Consider the following 17796-nt stretch of genomic DNA (forward strand, 5'->3'; position numbering starts at 1 on the left):
CGCCGAGGTCAAGAGCAGTCCGGTTTTCCAGGGTCGATGAGCACGGTCGCAAGACCCTTTCGCCGCACGGTTGACGGCGTTCCGCAGCAGTGTCTATTTTGTTCCTCCGAAGAGTAAAGAAACGACAGAGAGGTCGTCGTGAAGCGCCGTCACCCGTCAGGCCGCCCCGTCATCGACCGCCGCGGTGTGCTTCGCGGCCTCGGAGCCGCGGGGCTCGGCGTCGCCGGCTCCTCGGTGTTCGCCGCCCCGTCCGCCGCAGGACGGACCCCGCCGTCCGGGCGGCCGGGCTCGCCCCCCGGGCAGGCGCGCAAGCCCACCTCGCCGTACTTCGCCGAGCGGGTCGTCTACCCGCAGGCGGTGTACGCCGACGGGCTCGACGGGGTGGGTGTCTTCGACGTCCGGCGTCACTTCGGGGCCGTCGGGAACGGCGTCACCGACGACACGGCCGCCTTCGTCGCAGCGTACGACCACATCGTCGACCGGTACCAGGCGGAGAGGGACGACGTCGCGAGGTCGAGCCAGAACATCATCTACGTCCCGGACGGCGACTACCTCGTCAGCGACACGATCCTCTACACCGCCGCGCTCCTGGAGAACGGCAACGGCCAGGAGCAGATCGCGCGCGTCCGGTTCCAGGGTGAGAGCCGCGACGGGACCGTCATCCGCCTCCGGGACGAGGCGCCGGGCTTCGGCGAGGGTGCGCACAAGCCCGTGCTCAGCCTCGCCAAGGGGGTGCAGAACGGCTCCGTGGCGTCGAACTACGTCCAGAACCTCACGATCGACACGGGGTCGGGCAACCCGGGGGCGGTCGGCCTCGTCCACGCCGGGGCGAACAACGGCGGGGTCCGTCAGGTGACGATCCGGTCCGGCGACGGGACGGGTGACACGGGTCTCTCCCTCGAGATCCAGGTGACCCAGGGCAGCTACCGCAACCTCGTCGTCGAGGGCTTCGACACGGGGATCTTCGCCGGTCCGCCCCGGGGCTTCAGCGTGGCCTTCGAGCACGTCGCGCTCACCGGCCAGCGGGTCGCCGGCATCCACGTCGAGGACGCCGTTCTCTCGGTCCGGGACCTCGAGAACCGCAACCGCGTGCCGGCCGCCGTCGTGAGCGGTGACGACGGGCTGCTCGTCCTCCTCGAGAGCCGGCTCGTCGGCGGAGCTCCGGCGGAGGTCGCCGTGGAGTCCCGCGCCGGCGGGCTCCTCGTGCGGGACGTCGTCGTCGGGGGGTACGCGGGGGCGGTCTCGCGGGCCGGTGAGGTCGCCGTCCCGACCGGCCGGGTCACCGAGTACTCGGCCCAGGGGGTGCAGACCCTCTTCCCCACCGCCGAGCACACCCTGGGACTCGCCGTCGAGGAGACGCCGCTGCGCGCGTGGCCCGAGGACGTCGAGGCGTGGGCCAACGTCCAGGACTTCGGGGCGGTCGGCGACGGCGTGACCGACGACAGTGCCGCCATCCAGGCGGCGATGGACTCGGGTGCGGCCGTCGTCCACTTCCAGCCGGGGCACCGGTACGTCGTGGAGGCGACGGTGACGGTCCCCTCGTCCGTCGAGCGGGTGAACTTCATGTACACCCACGTCGTGCAGGGGCCCGCCCTCGACCGGCTCGACATCGAGGAGGGCCTGCCCATGTTCCGGGTCGGTGGACGGGCCGACGACGTGCCGCTCGTCGTCGAGGACCTCTTCGGCTGGATCCAGGGCGAGGAGCGCAGCCCCGTGATCGACCACGCGTCGCGCCGCACGCTCGTCGTCCTCGACTGCCACCACCAGCACGCGCCGATCTACCGCAACTCGGTCACCGGGGGGTGCGTGTTCCTGGAGTCGGTCTCGTGCCGCACCGGGCGCCACGAGCCGCACAAGGGTCTCCCGGGGTTCGTCTTCACCGGCCAGAAGGTCTGGGCGCGGTTCCTCGACCCCGAGTACGGCGACCCCAACCTCGTCAACGACGGGTCGGACCTGTGGGTCATGGCCTGCAAGTTCGAGGGGGGCTGGACGATGATCGACACGGTCGGCGGCGGTCGCACCGAGATGCTCGGCGGGATGAACAACGTCTTCCACGGCGGCTGGACGATCGACGCCGACCGCCCGATGCTGCGCACCGTCGACAGCGACGTCTCGTACACCCTCGGCACGTTCGGGTTCGGCAACCACTACGTGACCCTCGCGGAGGAGACCCGGGGCGAGGAGACCCGGACGCTGCAGCTGTCCGACGTCCCTCGCCGGTGGAACGACACCCACTCCTTCCTCCCGCTCTACGTCGGCCGCGGCCGCTGACCCCCACCACCGACCGAGAAGGACACGATGAAGCCCACGCTGAGCACCGCCGACGACGGCACCCGCTACCGCGACCTCGACGGCAACGGCCGGATGGACCCGTACGAGGACCCCCGGCTGACCGCCGAACAGCGCACAGAGGACCTCGTCGGTCGCCTGTCCCTCGAGGAGAAGGTCGGGCTGATGTTCCACCCGGTCATCCACGCCGGCCCCGAGGGCACCCTCGCCGAGACGGAGGTGGGGGGCCGTCCGACGACGTCCGACACCGTGAGCGGGCGGCTCATCACCCACTACAACGTCCACACCCTCGGCGGCCCCCGCCTCGGCGCCCGGTGGATGAACGCCCTCCAGGAGCTCGCGGAGCGGACCCCGCACGGCATCCCGGTGACGATCTCGACCGACCCCCGGCACGCCTTCGTGGAGAACAGCGAGGTCTCGTTCAAGGCGTCTGGCTTCTCGCAGTGGCCCGAGCCGCTCGGGTTCGCCGCCATCGACGACGTCGACCTCGTCCGGCGCTTCGCCGAGATCGCGCGGCAGGAGTACCGCGCGGTCGGGATCCGCTCGGCGCTGCACCCGCAGATCGACCTCACGACCGAACCGCGGTGGGGCCGTCAGGTGCAGTGCTTCGGCCAGGACGCCGGCCGGGCGGCGGAGTACGTGCGCGCCTACCTCGAGGGCTTCCAGGTGGGCCCGCAGCTCGGTCCGGACAGCGTCTCGTGCATCACGAAGCACTTCCCCGGCGCGGGGCCGCAGCTCGACGGCGAGGACGCGCACTTCCCGTACGGCCGCGAGCAGGTGTACCCCGGCGACATGTTCGAGTACCACCTCGAGCCCTTCCGCGCGGCGATCGAGGCCGGGACGGCCGGGATGATGCCGTACTACGCGATGCCGCAGGGCCTGGTCCGGGGCGGCGAGCCGATCGAGGAGGTCGGGTTCGGGTACAACCGGCAGATCCTCACCGGCCTGCTCCGCGAGGAGCTCGGGTACGACGGCGCGGTCGTCTCGGACTGGAAGCTCGTCATGGATCGCGACATGGACGGCCGGGTCTTCCCGGCCCGCGCGTGGGGCGCAGAGCACCTGACGGCCCGCGAGCGCATCGTGAAGATCCTCGACGCCGGGGTGGACCAGTTCGGCGGCGAGGACTTCACCGACCTCCTGCTGGCGATGGTCCGCGACGGTGAGGTCGCCGAGTCCCGGCTCGACGAGTCGGTCCGTCGCCTGCTGCTCGTGAAGTTCCGGCTCGGGCTCTTCGACGACCCGTTCGTCGACGAGGACGCCGCGGCCGAGCTCGTGGGGAACGACGGGTTCGCCGCGGAGGGCTTCCGGGCCCAGGCGCGGTCCTTCACCGTGCTCAAGGTCGACCGCGACGACGAGGAGGCTCCCGCCCTGCCGATCGGGTCCGGGCAGCGCCTCTACGTCGAGGGCGTCGACCTCGCCGTCGCCGGACGGTACGGCACGGTCGTCGAGCACCCGGAGGACGCCGACCTCGCCGTCATCCGGGTCAAGGCACCGTTCGAGCCGCGGGACGACATCCCGATGGAGAGGAAGTTCCACCAGGGGAGCCTGGAGTTCCCGCCCGGGCTGGCCTACCGTCTGCGCCGGATCGCCGACCGCGTGCCGGTCGTCCTCGACGTCGAGCTGGAGCGCCCCGCCGTGCTCACGCCCCTCGTCGACCTCGCGACGGTCCTCGTCGGCAGCTTCGGCGGCGGCGACGAGGCGTTCTTCGCGGCCCTGACCGGTGCGGTGGACCCCGACGCGACGCTGCCGACGGAGATCCCGCGCTCCATGGAGGCGGTCCGCGCCTCGCGCTCCGACGTCCCGTCGGACACGGTCGACCCCGTGTTCCCCGTGCGCTCCGGTCGGGTGCACCAGCAGGTGCCGACCGCCTGATCCGTCCGCCCGGCCGGCCCGGAGCCCGGTCCCTGTCCCGGGGGGCCGCCGGCCGGGCGGCGCCCAGTGGGATCAGGCGTAGTGGAGCATCTCGAGTGCGGTGGCCGCCCCGCTGCGCACGACGGCGTCGTCGTTGCCGGGGGCCCGCTCCAGGCGCAGGTCGTCCCGGAGCACCGGCACGAGCCGTGACCGGGTGCTCTCGCGGAGCTGGCCGAGCAGTGCGTCCGACGCGCTGGAGAGGACCCCGCCGACGAGGAGGAGGTCCGGGTTCCACAGGTTGGCGACGATGCCGAGCCCACGGCCCAGGTAGTCGACGAGCTCGCGCTCGACCTCGAGGGCGAGGGGGTTCCCGGCGGCGGCGAGGGCGTGGAGGGCAGGCAGGACGTCGGTCGTCGTCGGCGGGTCCAGATCGGGGGCGATCTCCCGCAGGCGCGCCCGCAGCCGACCCTCGCCCACCGCGCTCTCGAGACACCCGCGGGCGCCGCACGAACACAGGTGCCCGTCCTCGACCACCTGGATGTGGCCGAGGAAGCGCTCGCCTTCCGGAGCGCGGAAGTCCGTGGCGCCGTGACGGCTCACGATCCCCAGCCCGACGCCGCTGCGGACGTAGACGTACGCGAGCAGGTCGGCGCCGATCGGACCGTACTTCGCCTCGGTGAGCGCGAGGGCCTGGACGTTGTGCTGGACGACGGTGGGGATCCCGAGCGCGCGCTCGAGGACGTCGCTGACCTCGAGGTCGTGCCAGTCGAGGCCGATCGCGAGGCGGACGCTGCGCTGGTCCCGGCTGATCCGCCCCGGTGAGGCGACCCCGATCCCGACCACCGGGGCGCCGCTGTCCTCGCTCACGAGTCGGGCCAGGTGCTCGGCGATGCGGTCGAGGACGACGCTCGCCGGGGTGTCCGGGTCGGTCGTGAAGGAGTCGCGGGTGCGGACCCGCGCCATGGCGTCCGTGATCGCGAGGCGCACGAGCCCGACGCTGATCTGGACCGCGGCGACGGAGACCTGGTCGGCGACGGGGGTGAGCATCTTCGAGGGACGGCCCAGCCCGTCGGACGGCCGGACCGTCTCGAGCAGCACGCCGCGGTCGACGAGCGGTCCGACGACCTTCGAGATCGTCGCGATCGACAGCCCCGTGACCTCGGCCAGGCTGGTCCGGGACATGGGTCCCTCGTCGCGCAGGGTCCGCAGGACGAGCCCCTCGTGCGGGCTGCGGCCGTCGGGCCTGCCCGCGACGCCGATCAGGCTCATGCGTCCCCTCGTTCCGTCCTGCCGTCCTCGCAGCGGACACCCTACCGATGGGCGAGGGGATGGCGCCGACGTCGCCCGCGGATCAGGGTGCCCCGCGGTCGAAGACCCGGGACTCGGGGGTGTAGGAGCCGTCGAGCACGGCGGCGAGGTAGCGGCCGGCGTTGCGGAGGTACTGGTCGTCGGTCTGCGTCGCGGCGAGCCCGACGACCTCACGCGCGGCGTGGGCGGCCTCCCCGACGTACGTGAGCGCGTTCACGGCCTGCAGCCGCAGCCGGAGATGCTCACCGGGGGCGGCCAGCTCGCCGAGGACTGCCACGGACACGTCGGCGTTCCCGATCCGCGCGAGCAGCTCGGCGGCAGGGACCCGGACGTGCGGCGACGGGTCGTGCAGCGCGGTCCCTTCGACGACGTCGAGGGCCGGGGCGGCGTCCGCGCCGAGGGCGAGCAGGCCCTGGGCGCCCCAGAAGCGCACGACCTCGCGTGTGTCCCCGAGGGCGTCGACGAACCGCTGGACGTGCGCCGGGTCCCGGTCCGAGGCCGCCGTCGCGAGGGCGAGCACCTCGGGCAACGGGTAGTCGTCCGCGGACGGCGGCCCGTCGTCGACGGGCGAGCCCTCGGGCGCGAAGCCGCGGTCGCCGCACGCGAGGATCCACGCGTCGAGCGCGGCCTGCATCGTCGCGACCCGCTCGGCGTGCTCGGGCTCGGCGGCGAGGTCGACGAGGTGGTCGGGGTCCGCGACGCAGTCGTAGAGCTCGACGCCGGGTCGCGGCTCGAAAAACCGCCGCTGGACCGGGTCGAGCCGGCCGGCGCGCAGCTCGGTCTCCCACGACCGGTACCCGGCGGCCTGCCAGGCGAACGCCTGGTGCTGGCCGGCCGGGCGGTGCGGCAGGTAGTTGCGCAGCAGCCGGTACCGCTCGTCGCGGACCGTCCGCACGAGGTCGTAGCGCTCGTCCATCCGGTCGCGGGCCCCGAACGCGTAGGCGTGCGGGTCGCGGTCCCGACCGACGAGCGGGCGGCCGTCCATCGTCGGCGGGACCTGCGCCCCGCCGAGCGTGATGATCGTCGTCGTGACGTCGAGGTGCGTCACGGGCTCGTCGAGCCGTGACCCGGGGTCGGCCGGCAGCAGGTGCTGCCAGCGCGGTGGCGCCCACACGACGAGGGGGACGCGCAGGCCCTGGTCGTGGCAGTACCGCTTGCTCCACGGGGCGCATCCCCCGTGGTCCGAGGAGTACAGGACGACGGTGTCCTCCGTGAGCCCGTCCTCCTCGAGGGCCGCGAGGATCTGAACGAAGCGGGCGTCCGTCTCCTCGACCGCGGTGTAGTACCGCGCGATGTCGCCGCGGATCTCGGGGGTGTCGGGCAGGTACGGCGGGACGCGGACCTCGTCGGGCCGGACGGGCCCGACCTCGGTGCGCCACAGGGTCGACTCGTGGGTGGCGTTGGCGTTGAAGACCGCGAGGAAGGGCCGGTCGTCGGGGCGGTCGCGCCAGTCCCCGGAGGTCCCGTCGCCGTCCCAGACCGCTGCCGGGTCGACGTCGCAGTTGTAGTCGGTCTTGGGGTTGTTGGTGCAGAAGTACCCGGCCTCGCGCATCACCTCGGGGTAGGTCCGCAGCGACGGGTCCAGGTGCGGGCGCGACCGCATCTGGTGGGCTCCGTGCCGCTGTGCGGGAGCCCCCGTGAGGATGGCGAACCGCGCCGGGGCGCAGACGGGGTAGGTCGTGAACATGTTCTCGAACACGACGCCCTCACGGGCCAGTCGGTCGATCGTCGGGGTGCGGGCGAGACCGTCCCCCAGCTCGGCGCCGTGTGGCGAGCAGTCCTCGCTCACGAGCCACACGATGTTCGGACGACGGCCGGCGGTGGACACGGTGGGGCTCCTCCTCGGTGGAACGGCTGGTCAGGCGAAGTGCAGCATCTCGAGCGCCGACGCGGTGGCGCCCCGGACGAGGGCGGTGTCGCTGCCGTCCGCCTGCTCGACGCGCAGGTCGTCGCGCAGCAGGGGGAAGATGCGGTCGCGGGTGCGCTCGCGCAGGGTGGTGACGAGGCGCTCCGGGGCGGTGGACAGGATGCCGCCGAGCAGGACGAGGTCGGGCGTGAAGAGGTTGACCACCCCGCTCAGCGACCCGGCCAGGGCGTCGAGGTAGGCGTCCTCGTACGCGACGGCGTCCCGGTTCCCCGTCGTGGCCAGCTCGTGGACCCGGCTCAGGGCCTCGCCGCGGGGCGGGTCGGTCGCGTCGCCCATGGCGCGGAGGGCCCGGCGCACGGCAGGCTCGGACACGATCGTGTCGAGGCACCCGCGGGACCCGCAGCTGCACAGCTCGCCGCGGTCGACGACGCGGGTGTGCCCGAGGTAGCTCTCACCGCCGGACCCGCCGTAGAAGGCCTGGCCGCGGACGGCGATGCCGAGACCGACGCCCGTGCGCACGTACAGGTAGGCGACGTCTCCCGCGCGGCGGTAGGTGTGGCGCGACTCCGCGAGGGCCATGGTGCGCACGTTGTGGTCGACGACCACGGGCAGGCCGAGCCTCGCCTCGAGGACGTCGGCGATGGGCACGTCGCGCCACCCGAGGTGGACGGACACGGCGAGCGCCCGGCGGGCGGGGTCGACGGGGCCGGGCACGCCGACGCCCACCCCGACGACCGGGCTCCCGGTGTGGTCGGCGACGAGGGACTCGAGTGCCGCGCCCACGAGGTCGCAGACGGTCTCGGGGGCGGCGTCGACGGGGAAGGAGAGCGACTCGGTACGCGTCACGCCGTACCCGGCGTCACCGACGCCGAGGTGGACCGTTCCGGCGCCGATCTGGACACCGAGGACGGTGACGGCCTCGTCGACCGGGGTGAGCGTCACGGCGGGGCGGCCCACCGCCCGGGCGGCGACGACGCTCTCCGCGACGAGACCTTCGGACACCAGGTTGCCGACGACCTTGCTGATCGTCGTCGGGGACAGCCCGGTGGCCTCGGCGAGGCCGGTCCTGGAGGTGGGGCCGCCGTCGCGCAGGATGGTGAGCAGGCTCCGCTCGTGCGGAGTCCGCCGCGGGGCGCTCTGCAGGACGAGGCTCATGAGGATCTCCGGGCTGGACGGGGTGTCTGACCGCCGAACGTATCTTATTTTTCGTTGCGAGGGAAGTAATGGAATGACGACGCCACGGTGGCCGACCCAGTCGGCTGAAGGCCTGCAAAGACAGCGTGAAGTGGCCGTCCTCGGGGCGCGGTGTCGCGTGCGCCACGGGCGGATGACCGCGGCGGGGGGTTGACAGCGACGGGTGGGGGTGATTACTTTCCCAACTGAAATTATGAATCCCCGACCCCGGGGACCGACGCCTCAAGGAAGAGAGCAGTCAGATGCCTGCACCCAGTCGTACCGCCCGTCGCCGCATCCTGGTCCCGGGGGTGGCCCTGCTCGCCGCCGGTGCCCTGGCCTCCTGCTCGTCGGCGGTGGACGCCGGGAGCTCGGGCGGTGAGGCGACCGACGGCGGTACCGTCACCTTCGCCGTCGCCCTCGACGCGAACCCGGCGAACGCGCTGTCGCACCTCGCCCGCAACGACCCGTGGGTCGGCAGCGTCTACGACTCGCTCGTCCGCAAGGACGAGAACGGCGAGCCGCAGCCCCGCCTCGCGACCGAGTGGACCGTCTCGGAGGACGGCACGCAGGTGAGCGTCATGCTCCGCGACGACGTCACGTTCCACAACGGCGACCAGTTCGACGCCGAGGACGTCGTCTTCACCTTCGACGCCGTCGCGAACCAGACGGAGGGGTCCAACCTCAAGTACCTCACGCCCACGAGCGTCGAGGCCGTGAGCGCGACCCAGGTCGACCTCACGTTCGACAACCCCCCGGGCGACGCCCTCTTCGACTGGTTCGAGGCGGTGCCCATGCTCGACAGCGAGCAGTTCTCCGCCACCGACGACGGCACGACCGTCAACGGCACCGGCCCCTTCGCGTTCACCGACTGGCAGCCCGGCGCCGGCTACACGCTGGTGAAGAACGAGGACTACTGGGAGGGCGACGTCAACCTCGACTCCATCGACTACATCGTGACCGGTGACCCGACGGCCCAGCTGTCGGCGCTGCGCAGCGGCCGGGCCCAGATGGCGTGGGGGCTCACGGCCTCCGACGTCACGTCGATGACGAGCGACCCGCAGTGGGAGGCGATGGACGCCGGCGGCACGATCTACTCCTTCAACGTCAACCTCACGAAGAAGCCCTTCGACGAGGCCAAGGCCCGCGAGGCGATCGGCTACGCCATCGACTACGAGCGCATCAACGAGCAGGTGTTCGGCGGGACGGGCACCATCTCGAACGTGTTCTGGGACCCGGAGCTGCCGGGGATGACGGACGACCTGGTCACCCACTACAGCTACGACCCCGAGCGTGCGAAGGAGCTCATCGAGGAGGCCGGGGCGACCGGTGCGTCGGTGCCGATCTCCTTCGGTCCCAACCCGGCGCTGAAGGCCCAGTTCGAGATCGTCCAGAACAACCTCGCCGACATCGGTCTGAAGCCGAGCGCCAACCAGCTCGACAACGGCGCCTTCGGTGCCGGCCTCGCCGAGGGCGACCTCGGCCCGGCCTACATGCACCTCAACGGCCAGGTCGGCCTCTCGCCGCGGACGATGCTCGACTCGCTGCCCCAGATCCGCAAGGGCAACGCGTCGCAGCTGTGGAACGACGAGTACGTGGCCAAGCGCGAGGCGATCAAGACGGCGACGGACGACGCGGGTTTCGAGAGTGCCGTCGTCGACCTCACGGAGTACCTCCAGGAGGAGGCCGTCGCGTTCCCGCTCATCCAGGCCCCCATCCAGGTCGTCCACCAGGCGAACATCGAGGGCGTCACCGCCGACCGCGGCGGTCCGATGCACTTCGAGGGCGCCGCCATCACGGAGTGAGTGACCCACGATGCTGCGCTACCTCGTCCACAAGATCCCCTCCGTCCTCGGAGTGACGGTCGTGGCGTCGATGGTCGCGTTCGCCCTTCCTCGACTGGCACCCGGTGACCCCGCCGTGGCGCTGGTCGAGGGGGACGCGGACCCCGCGACGATCGAGGCCCTCCGTGCCGAGATGGGACTCGACCTCCCGCTGTGGGAGCAGTACCTGCGGTGGGTCGGCAACCTCCTCCAGGGCGACCTCGGGAACTCGTACCTGCTCAACCGGCCGGTGAGCCAGCTCATCGGCGCCCGGATGGAGAGCACGATCGAGCTCACGGTCGCCGCGACGCTCCTCATGATCGTCGTCGGGCTGGTCTTCGGCATCCTCGGCGGCTCCCGCCTCACCCCCTGGGCGCGCACCGCCGTCGACGCCTGGAACACCTTCTTCATCGCGGTGCCGGCCTACCTCGTGGGTCTGCTCCTCATCCTCTTCTTCGGGATCTACAACCGGGTCCTCCCGGTGAGCGGTGAGGTCGCGGTGCTCGACGACCCGAACTTCGGGCTCCAGTACCTCATCCTCCCGGCGCTCGCGCTCTCGCTGCCGGCGGCCGCGACGGTCTCGCGGCTCGTGCAGACGTCGATGCTCACGAACCGGGGCGAGGACTTCGTCGACCTCGCGGTCTCCAAGGGCGTGTCCCCGCGCCGGATCACGACGCGGCACGTCGCCCGCAACAGCCTCGGCACCGCCGCCGTCGTCGTCGGCCTGCGGATCGGCGACCTCCTCGCCGGCTCGCTGCTCATCGAGCTGATCTTCGCCCGCAACGGGCTCGGGTCGCTCGCCGTCGGCGCCGTCCAGCAACGCGACTACCTGCTGGTCCAGGTGCTCATCCTCTTCGCGGTCGTCATCGCGATCCTCGCGCAGCTCGCGTCGGAGATCACCCTGGCGGCCCTCGACCCCCGCATCCGATTGGGCTGACCGTCATGTCCACGACAGACCTCGACAACGCCGCCGCACCCCCGGCCGCACGCCGCTTCACCGTCCCGGTGTCGCTCGCGCGGTACGGCGCGGCCCTGCGCACGCCGCGCGGGATGATCGCGGCCGGCATCCTCCTCGCGCTCACGGCGATCGCCCTGCTCGCACCGGTGATCTTCCCGCAGGGCTACGACGTGCAGAGCCGGGACCGGTTCCTCGGGATGAGCACGCAGCACCTGTTCGGCACCGACGAGTACGGCCGGGACATCTTCGTCCGCACGGTCTACGGGCTGCGCACCGACCTGGCGCTCGTCGCCATCGCCGTGCCCGTCTCGGGGGTCATCGGCAGCCTGCTGGGCCTGTCCGGCGCGGTGTGGCCACGCTTCGGCAACCTCATGCAGCGGGTCTTCGACGTCATCATCGGCTTCCCGAGCTTCATCCTCGCGCTCTGCGTCGTCGTCGTCATGGGCGTCGGCTTCGCCTCGACGGTCGTCGCCATCACGATCCTCGGTCTGCCCGGCTTCGGCCGGCTCGCCCGGTCCGGCGCCCTCGAGCAGCAGAACCGCGAGTACGTCGTCGCCGCCCGCACCCTCGGGGTGAGCCGGCGCCGGATCCTCACCCGGCACATCGTGCCGAACACGGCGGACCCGCTCATCGTCCACGGCGCGATCTTCGCCGTGAACGCCGTCTTCATCGAGTCAGGGCTCGGCATCCTCGGCCTCGGGGTGCAGCCGCCGCAGCCGTCGCTGGGCTCCCTGCTCAACGTCGGCATGCGGTACGTCCGGGAGGCCCCGACCTACCCGGTCGGCCCGATCCTCGTCCTCCTCCTGCTCGCCCTCGCGCTGAGCATGCTGTCCGACTCGCTCAACGAAAGGGTGAACCGTCGATGATGACGACGTCCGAGAGCACCGACACCCCCGCCGCCGCCGACCGTCCGGCGCGCATCCCCGACCCCCGTCCCGGGTCCCGGAACCTCCTCGACGTGCGGGACCTCCGCGTGTCCTTCCCGACGCCCCGTGGGGTCGTCGAGGCGGTGAACGGCGTGTCCTTCTCGCTGGAGCAGGGCCGCATCCTCGGGATCGTCGGGGAGTCCGGGTCGGGCAAGTCCGTCACCGCGCGTGCCGTCATGCGGATGCTTCGCGAGCCCGGCCGTGTCGACGGCGGCTCGGTGACCCTCGACGGCCGCGACGTGCTCGCCGTGCCGGAGAAGGAGATGCGCGGGCTGCGCGGCGGGGAGGTCGCGATGGTCTTCCAGGACCCGCAGGCCGCCCTCAACCCCGTCATGAAGGTCGGCGACCAGATCGCCGAGGCGCTGCGCGTCCACGGGGTGCCGAAGGCGGCCGCCCGGGACCGGGCCCTCGAGCTGTTCCGCCAGGTCGGGATCCCCGACGTCGAGCGGACGATCGACCAGTACCCGCACGAGTTCTCCGGGGGCATGCGCCAGCGCGTCGTCATCGCCATCGCGCTGGCGAACAAGCCCCGGCTGCTCATCGCCGACGAGCCGACGACCGCGCTCGACGTGACGATCCAGGCCCAGATCCTCGAGCTGCTCGTCGAGCTGCGCAACGATCTGGGCGTCGCGATCGTCATGATCACGCACGACATGGGCGTCGTCGCCGAGCTGTGCGACGACCTCGTCGTCATGTACGGCGGCCGGGTCGTGGAGAGCGGCTCGGTGAAGGACGTCTTCGCCGAGCAGCGGCACCCTTACACGAAGGCCCTGCTCACCGCCGTGCCGCGCGCGGACGCCGGCGGCGACCAGCTCGTCGCCATCCCCGGGTCGCCCCCCAACCCGGCGGACCTGCCGCCGGGCTGCTCGTTCGCCCCCCGCTGCCCGGTCGCCCGCCCCTCCTGCTCCGAGGCGGTCCCCCCGCTCGAGGAGCTCGCCCCGGACCACCGCGCCGCCTGCTTCGTCAGTGCCGAGGGCGGGGACCTCTCGATGCCTCCGGCCGTCCAGGCACGGCACCGCGCGGCCCGCGCGGCCGAGGGCGAGCCGGTCCTCTCGGTCGAGAACCTGCGGACCAACGTGAGCCGGCAGCGCTCGCTCATCGGGCGGATCCAGCCCGTGTACGCCGTCGACGGGCTCTCCCTCGAGGTGCGCCCGGGCGAGACCCTGGGGCTCGTCGGTGAGTCCGGCTGCGGCAAGTCCACGCTGTCCCGGACGATCGTCGGGATCAACGAGGTCTCCGCGGGGACCATCACCGTCGACGGCCGGGACGTGACCCGGATGACGGGCGCGGACCGACAGCACGTCGCGAACACGATCCAGTACATCTTCCAGGACCCGTACGCGTCGCTGAACCCGCGTCGCACGATCGGGCAGTCGATGGACGAGGCCCTCGAGATGACGGGTGTCACGGGCTCCGCCGCCAGGAGCCGGGCGGCGGAGCTCATGGACACCGTCGGTCTCGCCGAGGGTCATCTGGCCCGCTACCCGCACGAGTTCTCCGGCGGCCAGCGCCAGCGCGTCGGGATCGCCCGGGCGCTGGCCAAGGAGCCGAAGCTGCTCATCTGCGACGAGCCGGTCTCCGCGCTCGACGTCTCCATCCAGGCCCAGATCATCAACCTCCTCGAGGAGCTGCGCGAGCGGCTGACGATCGGTCTGCTGTTCATCGCCCACGACCTCTCCGTCGTCCGGCACCTCTCCGACCGCGTCGCGGTCATGTACCTCGGGCGGATCGTGGAGACCGGGACGGTCCAGGAGGTCTACGACGACCCGCAGCACCCGTACACGAAGTCGCTGCTGTCGGCGACGCCCGAGCCCGTCGTCGACGACCAGGGGAGGCAGCGGATCGTCCTCACCGGTGACATGCCGAGCCCGGCGAACCCGCCGAGCGGCTGCCGCTTCCGCACGCGCTGCCCGATCGGCCCCCTCTTCCGGGAGGGCCGGGAGGTCTGCGAGCAGGAGGTCCCGGAGCTGACCCTCACTCCGGTCGGCCAGACCGCCGCCTGTCACTTCCCCGGCGAGCTCACCGAAGGAGCCCCCGCATGACCGATCGCCCCAACGTCCTCCTCGTCCTCGCCGACGACCTCGGCTACTCCGACATCGGCTGCTACGGCGGCGAGATCGAGACGCCGAACCTCGACCGCCTCGGGCGGGCCGGGGTGCGGTGCAGCAGCTTCTACAACACGGCACGGTGCAGCCCGTCCCGGGCGAGCCTGCTCACGGGCCGCGACCCGCACGAGACGGGCATCGGCATCCTCACCGAGAACGACGCCCCGACGGGCTACCCCGGCACGATGAGCCGGGAGTGGCCGACCCTCGCCGAGCACTTCAAGGACGCCGGCTACGCGACCTGCCTGTCGGGCAAGTGGCACCTGTCGAACGACGTCAAGGAGGCCAACGACTCCTGGCCGACCCGGCGCGGGTTCGACGAGTTCTACGGGATCCTCATGGGAGCCGACCACTACTTCCACCCGGTCGGGCTCTTCCACAACGAGGAGAAGCTGCCCTCCCCGGAGGAGCCGGGCTACTACTTCACCGACGCCGTGAGCGACCACGCGAGCGAGTGGGTCGCCGGCCGGGACGAGGACGACCCGTTCTTCCTCTACCTCGCGTACACGGCCCCGCACTGGCCGCTGCACGCGTCGCCCGAGGACATGGAGCGCTACGACGGCGTGTACGAGGAGGGCTGGGACGCGCTGCGCGCGGCCCGGCTCGAGCGGCTCCGCGAGGAGGGGCTGCTCGGCGAGTCCGCGCGGCTCTCCGAGCGGGACCTCAGCCAGCCCGCCTGGGACGAGGTGACCGAGACCTCGTGGGAGGCCAGCCGGATGGCGGCCTACGCCGCGATGGTCACCGCGATGGACCGCGGGATCGGGCGCATCCTCGACACGCTCGAGGCCCGGGGCGAGCTCGAGAACACGATCGTCGTCTTCCTCGCCGACAACGGCGGATGCGCCGAGATCCCCGGGGGCGCCGCGAAGTTCCGGGCACGGAACCGGGTCGAGATGCCGGACGGACGACCCGTTCGGGTCGAGAACACCCCGGACGTCCCGCCCGGCGGACCGGACACGTGGTGCGCCTACGGCCCCGCGTGGGCGAACCTGTCGAACAGCCCGTTCCGCCTCTACAAGCGGTGGACGCACGAGGGCGGCATCGCCTCGCCCTTCGTCGTCCACTGGCCGGCCGGAGGTCTCGCGGAGGGGGCGGTCGTCGACACGCCCTTCCAGCTGACCGACGTCATGCCGACCTTCCTCGAGGCCGCGGGTCTTCCGCGCAACGACGGGCGCGGGTCGAGCATGCTCGAGACGCTCCGCGGCGGCGAGGGCCCTGCGGCGCACACCCTCTACTGGGAGCACATCGGCAACTGCGCCGTCCGCGAGGGCGACTGGAAGCTCGTCCGCGAGGCCGAGCGGCCGTGGGAGCTCTACGACCTGGGGACCGACCGCTCCGAGCTCGACGACCTCGCACCCGCCCACCCGGAGCGCGTCGAGGCCATGGCCGCGGCGTGGCAGGAGTGGGCCGACGGCGTCGGTGTCCTGCCCTGGCCGGCGTACCAGGCCCCCTGGGACCCCGAGACCGACCGCCACCAGCACGCGCAGTGAGCGCGACCGCCGGACACCCGAGACCCCGCCCGACCGAGACGACCGGAGAAGCGACCCGATGAGCACACACACCCCGGACCCGACGACCGACGCCGGCCGCCGTCCCAACATCGTCATGATCCTCACCGACGACCACGCCGCGCACGCCGTCGGCGCCTACGGGTCGGTCGTCAACGACACGCCTCGCATCGACGAGATCGCGGAGGAAGGTGCCCGGCTCGACCACTGCTACGCGACGAACTCGCTGTGCGCCCCGAGCCGGGCGAGCATCCTCACCGGCACCTACAGCCACGTCAACGGGGTCAAGGGCCTCAAGACGCACATCGACGCGAGTCAGCCGACGTTCGTCACCCAGCTGCGCGAGGCCGGCTACCGGACGGCGATCGTCGGCAAGTGGCACATGGGCGACGGCGAGACGGACGGGGTCGGTCACGACCCGCAGGGGTTCGACTACTGGGACGTGCTCATCAACCAGGGCGAGTACAACGACCCCCGGTTTCTCTCCGCCGACGGTCTGCGCATCGAGCCGGGCTACGCGACGAACGTCATCACCGACCTGTCCCTGCGCTGGCTCGACGAGCAGGTCGCGCAGGACGAGGACCGCCCCTGGTGCATCCTCATCCACCACAAGGCCCCGCACCGGACGTGGATCCCGGACGAGGCCCACGCCGACCTCTACAGCGACCCGATCCCCGTGCCGTCGACGTTCTTCGACGACTACTCGAGCCGGACGACGTCCTCGCGCCGGGCCGCGATGCGGATCGCCGAGGGCCTGCACCTGCGCGACCTCAAGATGCTGCCCCCCGAGGGGCTCTCCTACGAGGAGCTCTCGCTGTGGAAGTACCAGCGCTACATGGAGGACTACCTGCGCTGCGTGCACTCCGTCGACGTCAACGTCGGCCGGGTCGTCGACTGGCTGCGCGAGAAGGACCTCTTCGACGACACGATGCTCATGTACTCCTCCGACCAGGGCTTCTTCCTCGGTGACCACGGCTGGTACGACAAGCGGTTCATGTACGAGGAGTCGATCAAGATGCCGTTCGTCGTCTCCTACCCGCGCCGCGTACCCGCCGGCACGGTGTACGAGGGCACGGCGAGCAACGTCGACATGGCCCAGACGATCCTCGACGCCGCCGGCGTGGCCCACCACCCCCGGATGCACGGCCGGTCCTTCTTCGGCGACCTCGTCGGCGCGCCGACCTCGCCCCAGGCGGACGGCCTGTACTACCGCTACTGGGAGAACGACGACTACGACCACCGGGCCCCGGCCCACTACGGCTGGCGCACCGAGCGGTACAAGCTCATCTACTTCTACAACGACGGGATGGGCATGCCGGGCACGACGAACCGGCAGTACCCGCCGGAGTGGGAGCTGTACGACATGCAGGAGGACCCGGAGGAGGTGCGCAACGTCTACGACGACCCGGCGTACGCCGAGGTCCGCGAGCGGCTCAAGGCCGAGATGTGGCGGGCGCAGGCGTCCTTCGACGACGTGCCGCACCCGAGCCAGCCCGTCCCCGCCGGGTGCGAGCCGGTCCCGGTGTGACCTCTGACGGGACGACCCGCCGGGGTCAGTCGGTCGTGGCGTCGTCCTGGTGGCCGCGGCGGCGGAACACCCGGCCGATGAGCGCACCCGGCAGGGCGCCGACGAGGGTGAGGACGAGACCGTACAGCGCGTCGGACGGGACGTCCTCGAGGTACTCGGCCCACGAGAAGAAGCTGTCCGACCCCACCTGCGGGAAGACCGCGAAGACGAGACCGACGAGCACCCCGACGAGCGCCCACCGGACGAGCACGTGCCCCAGGCCCGCGTGGCGGCCGTCGCGCAGGGCCCACACGAAGGCCCCGACGACGACGGCGAGCAGGGCGAGCACTCCGCCGCCGATGTCGGCGCCGTCGCCGGCGTCGAAGAGCAGGCCGAGGCCGAACCCGACGAGAGCGGCGAGGAGGGAGAGGACGACCCAGCGGACGATGACCTTCATGTAGGCAGCCTTCCACGGGTGGGT

The 17796-nt window shown here is 71.9% G+C and carries 12 protein-coding genes; 8 read left to right on the forward strand and 4 right to left on the reverse strand.

The genetic code is table 11. The features are described 5' to 3' along the window. Nucleotides 1-138: 138 nt before the first annotated feature. Together KC207_RS05170 and KC207_RS05175 are read left to right on the forward strand one after the other, a co-directional pair. Nucleotides 139-2271, forward strand: a complete 2133-nt coding sequence (locus KC207_RS05170; RefSeq protein WP_211601830.1) for a glycosyl hydrolase family 28-related protein — start codon at nucleotides 139-141, stop codon at nucleotides 2269-2271. A 27-nt stretch (nucleotides 2272-2298) separates the two neighbouring features. After that, nucleotides 2299-4161 (forward strand): glycoside hydrolase family 3 protein, encoded by a 1863-nt coding sequence (locus KC207_RS05175; RefSeq protein WP_211601831.1) that lies wholly within the window; start codon nucleotides 2299-2301, stop codon nucleotides 4159-4161. 72 nt (nucleotides 4162-4233) lie between these two features. On the opposite strand, the gene KC207_RS05180 is transcribed toward KC207_RS05175, so the two are convergent. The 3 genes from KC207_RS05180 to KC207_RS05190 all read right to left on the reverse strand — a co-directional run bounded on the left by KC207_RS05180 (nucleotide 4234) and on the right by KC207_RS05190 (nucleotide 8470). Beyond that, nucleotides 4234-5409 carry an ROK family transcriptional regulator gene (locus tag KC207_RS05180; protein ID WP_211601832.1) on the reverse strand — a complete coding sequence of 392 codons (1176 nt, stop codon included), beginning with the start codon at nucleotides 5407-5409 and terminating at the stop codon, nucleotides 4234-4236. Between the two features lie 82 nt (nucleotides 5410-5491). Beyond that, entirely contained in the window at nucleotides 5492-7276 is a 1785-nt protein-coding gene (locus tag KC207_RS05185) for a sulfatase-like hydrolase/transferase (RefSeq protein ID WP_211601833.1), read from the reverse strand. A gap of 30 nt (nucleotides 7277-7306) precedes the next feature. Beyond that, on the reverse strand, nucleotides 7307-8470 hold the full coding sequence (locus tag KC207_RS05190) for an ROK family transcriptional regulator (protein ID WP_211601834.1): 1164 nt from the start codon (nucleotides 8468-8470) through the stop codon (nucleotides 7307-7309). Nucleotides 8471-8751: 281 nt separating this feature from the next. Between KC207_RS05190 and KC207_RS05195 the strand changes: the two genes are divergently transcribed. The 6 genes from KC207_RS05195 to KC207_RS05220 are packed head-to-tail and all read left to right on the forward strand — an operon-like array spanning nucleotide 8752 to nucleotide 17336. Further along, entirely contained in the window at nucleotides 8752-10293 is a 1542-nt protein-coding gene (locus tag KC207_RS05195; protein WP_211601835.1) for an ABC transporter substrate-binding protein, read from the forward strand. A 10-nt stretch (nucleotides 10294-10303) separates the two neighbouring features. Beyond that, on the forward strand, nucleotides 10304-11248 hold the full coding sequence (locus KC207_RS05200; RefSeq protein WP_211601836.1) for an ABC transporter permease: 945 nt from the start codon (nucleotides 10304-10306) through the stop codon (nucleotides 11246-11248). Between the two features lie 5 nt (nucleotides 11249-11253). Beyond that, nucleotides 11254-12135, forward strand: coding sequence for an ABC transporter permease (locus tag KC207_RS05205; protein WP_211601837.1), 882 nt, complete (start codon nucleotides 11254-11256; stop codon nucleotides 12133-12135). Then, nucleotides 12132-14237 (forward strand): dipeptide ABC transporter ATP-binding protein, encoded by a 2106-nt coding sequence (locus KC207_RS05210; protein ID WP_249138568.1) that lies wholly within the window; start codon nucleotides 12132-12134, stop codon nucleotides 14235-14237. Before KC207_RS05205 ends, KC207_RS05210 begins: the two co-directional genes overlap by 4 nt. Beyond that, complete coding sequence (locus KC207_RS05215; protein ID WP_211601838.1) at nucleotides 14234-15790, forward strand: arylsulfatase; 1557 nt, start codon at nucleotides 14234-14236, stop codon at nucleotides 15788-15790. The genes KC207_RS05210 and KC207_RS05215 overlap by 4 nt, the downstream gene beginning before the upstream one ends. 58 nt (nucleotides 15791-15848) lie before the next feature. After that, on the forward strand, nucleotides 15849-17336 hold the full coding sequence (locus KC207_RS05220) for a sulfatase family protein (protein ID WP_211601839.1): 1488 nt from the start codon (nucleotides 15849-15851) through the stop codon (nucleotides 17334-17336). A 25-nt stretch (nucleotides 17337-17361) separates the two neighbouring features. On the opposite strand, the gene KC207_RS05225 is transcribed toward KC207_RS05220, so the two are convergent. Further along, nucleotides 17362-17772 carry a hypothetical protein gene (locus KC207_RS05225; RefSeq protein WP_211601840.1) on the reverse strand — a complete coding sequence of 137 codons (411 nt, stop codon included), beginning with the start codon at nucleotides 17770-17772 and terminating at the stop codon, nucleotides 17362-17364. Nucleotides 17773-17796 lie beyond the last annotated feature (24 nt).

Origin of the sequence: Phycicoccus avicenniae (assembly GCF_018139485.1) — a bacterium.
GTDB lineage: Bacteria > Actinomycetota > Actinomycetes > Actinomycetales > Dermatophilaceae > Phycicoccus > Phycicoccus avicenniae.

What these genes read in the sequence shown, in the direction of transcription:
- KC207_RS05205 (WP_211601837.1), top strand. Translation starts at nt 11,254, where the DNA reads ATGTCCACGACAGACCTCGACAACGCCGCCGCACCCCCGGCCGCACGC.
- KC207_RS05225 (WP_211601840.1), bottom strand. Translation starts at nt 17,772, where the DNA reads ATGAAGGTCATCGTCCGCTGGGTCGTCCTCTCCCTCCTCGCCGCTCTC.
- KC207_RS05210 (WP_249138568.1), top strand. Translation starts at nt 12,132, where the DNA reads ATGATGACGACGTCCGAGAGCACCGACACCCCCGCCGCCGCCGACCGT.
- KC207_RS05220 (WP_211601839.1), top strand. Translation starts at nt 15,849, where the DNA reads ATGAGCACACACACCCCGGACCCGACGACCGACGCCGGCCGCCGTCCC.
- KC207_RS05180 (WP_211601832.1), bottom strand. Translation starts at nt 5,409, where the DNA reads ATGAGCCTGATCGGCGTCGCGGGCAGGCCCGACGGCCGCAGCCCGCAC.
- KC207_RS05190 (WP_211601834.1), bottom strand. Translation starts at nt 8,470, where the DNA reads ATGAGCCTCGTCCTGCAGAGCGCCCCGCGGCGGACTCCGCACGAGCGG.
- KC207_RS05200 (WP_211601836.1), top strand. Translation starts at nt 10,304, where the DNA reads ATGCTGCGCTACCTCGTCCACAAGATCCCCTCCGTCCTCGGAGTGACG.
- KC207_RS05195 (WP_211601835.1), top strand. Translation starts at nt 8,752, where the DNA reads ATGCCTGCACCCAGTCGTACCGCCCGTCGCCGCATCCTGGTCCCGGGG.
- KC207_RS05175 (WP_211601831.1), top strand. Translation starts at nt 2,299, where the DNA reads ATGAAGCCCACGCTGAGCACCGCCGACGACGGCACCCGCTACCGCGAC.
- KC207_RS05215 (WP_211601838.1), top strand. Translation starts at nt 14,234, where the DNA reads ATGACCGATCGCCCCAACGTCCTCCTCGTCCTCGCCGACGACCTCGGC.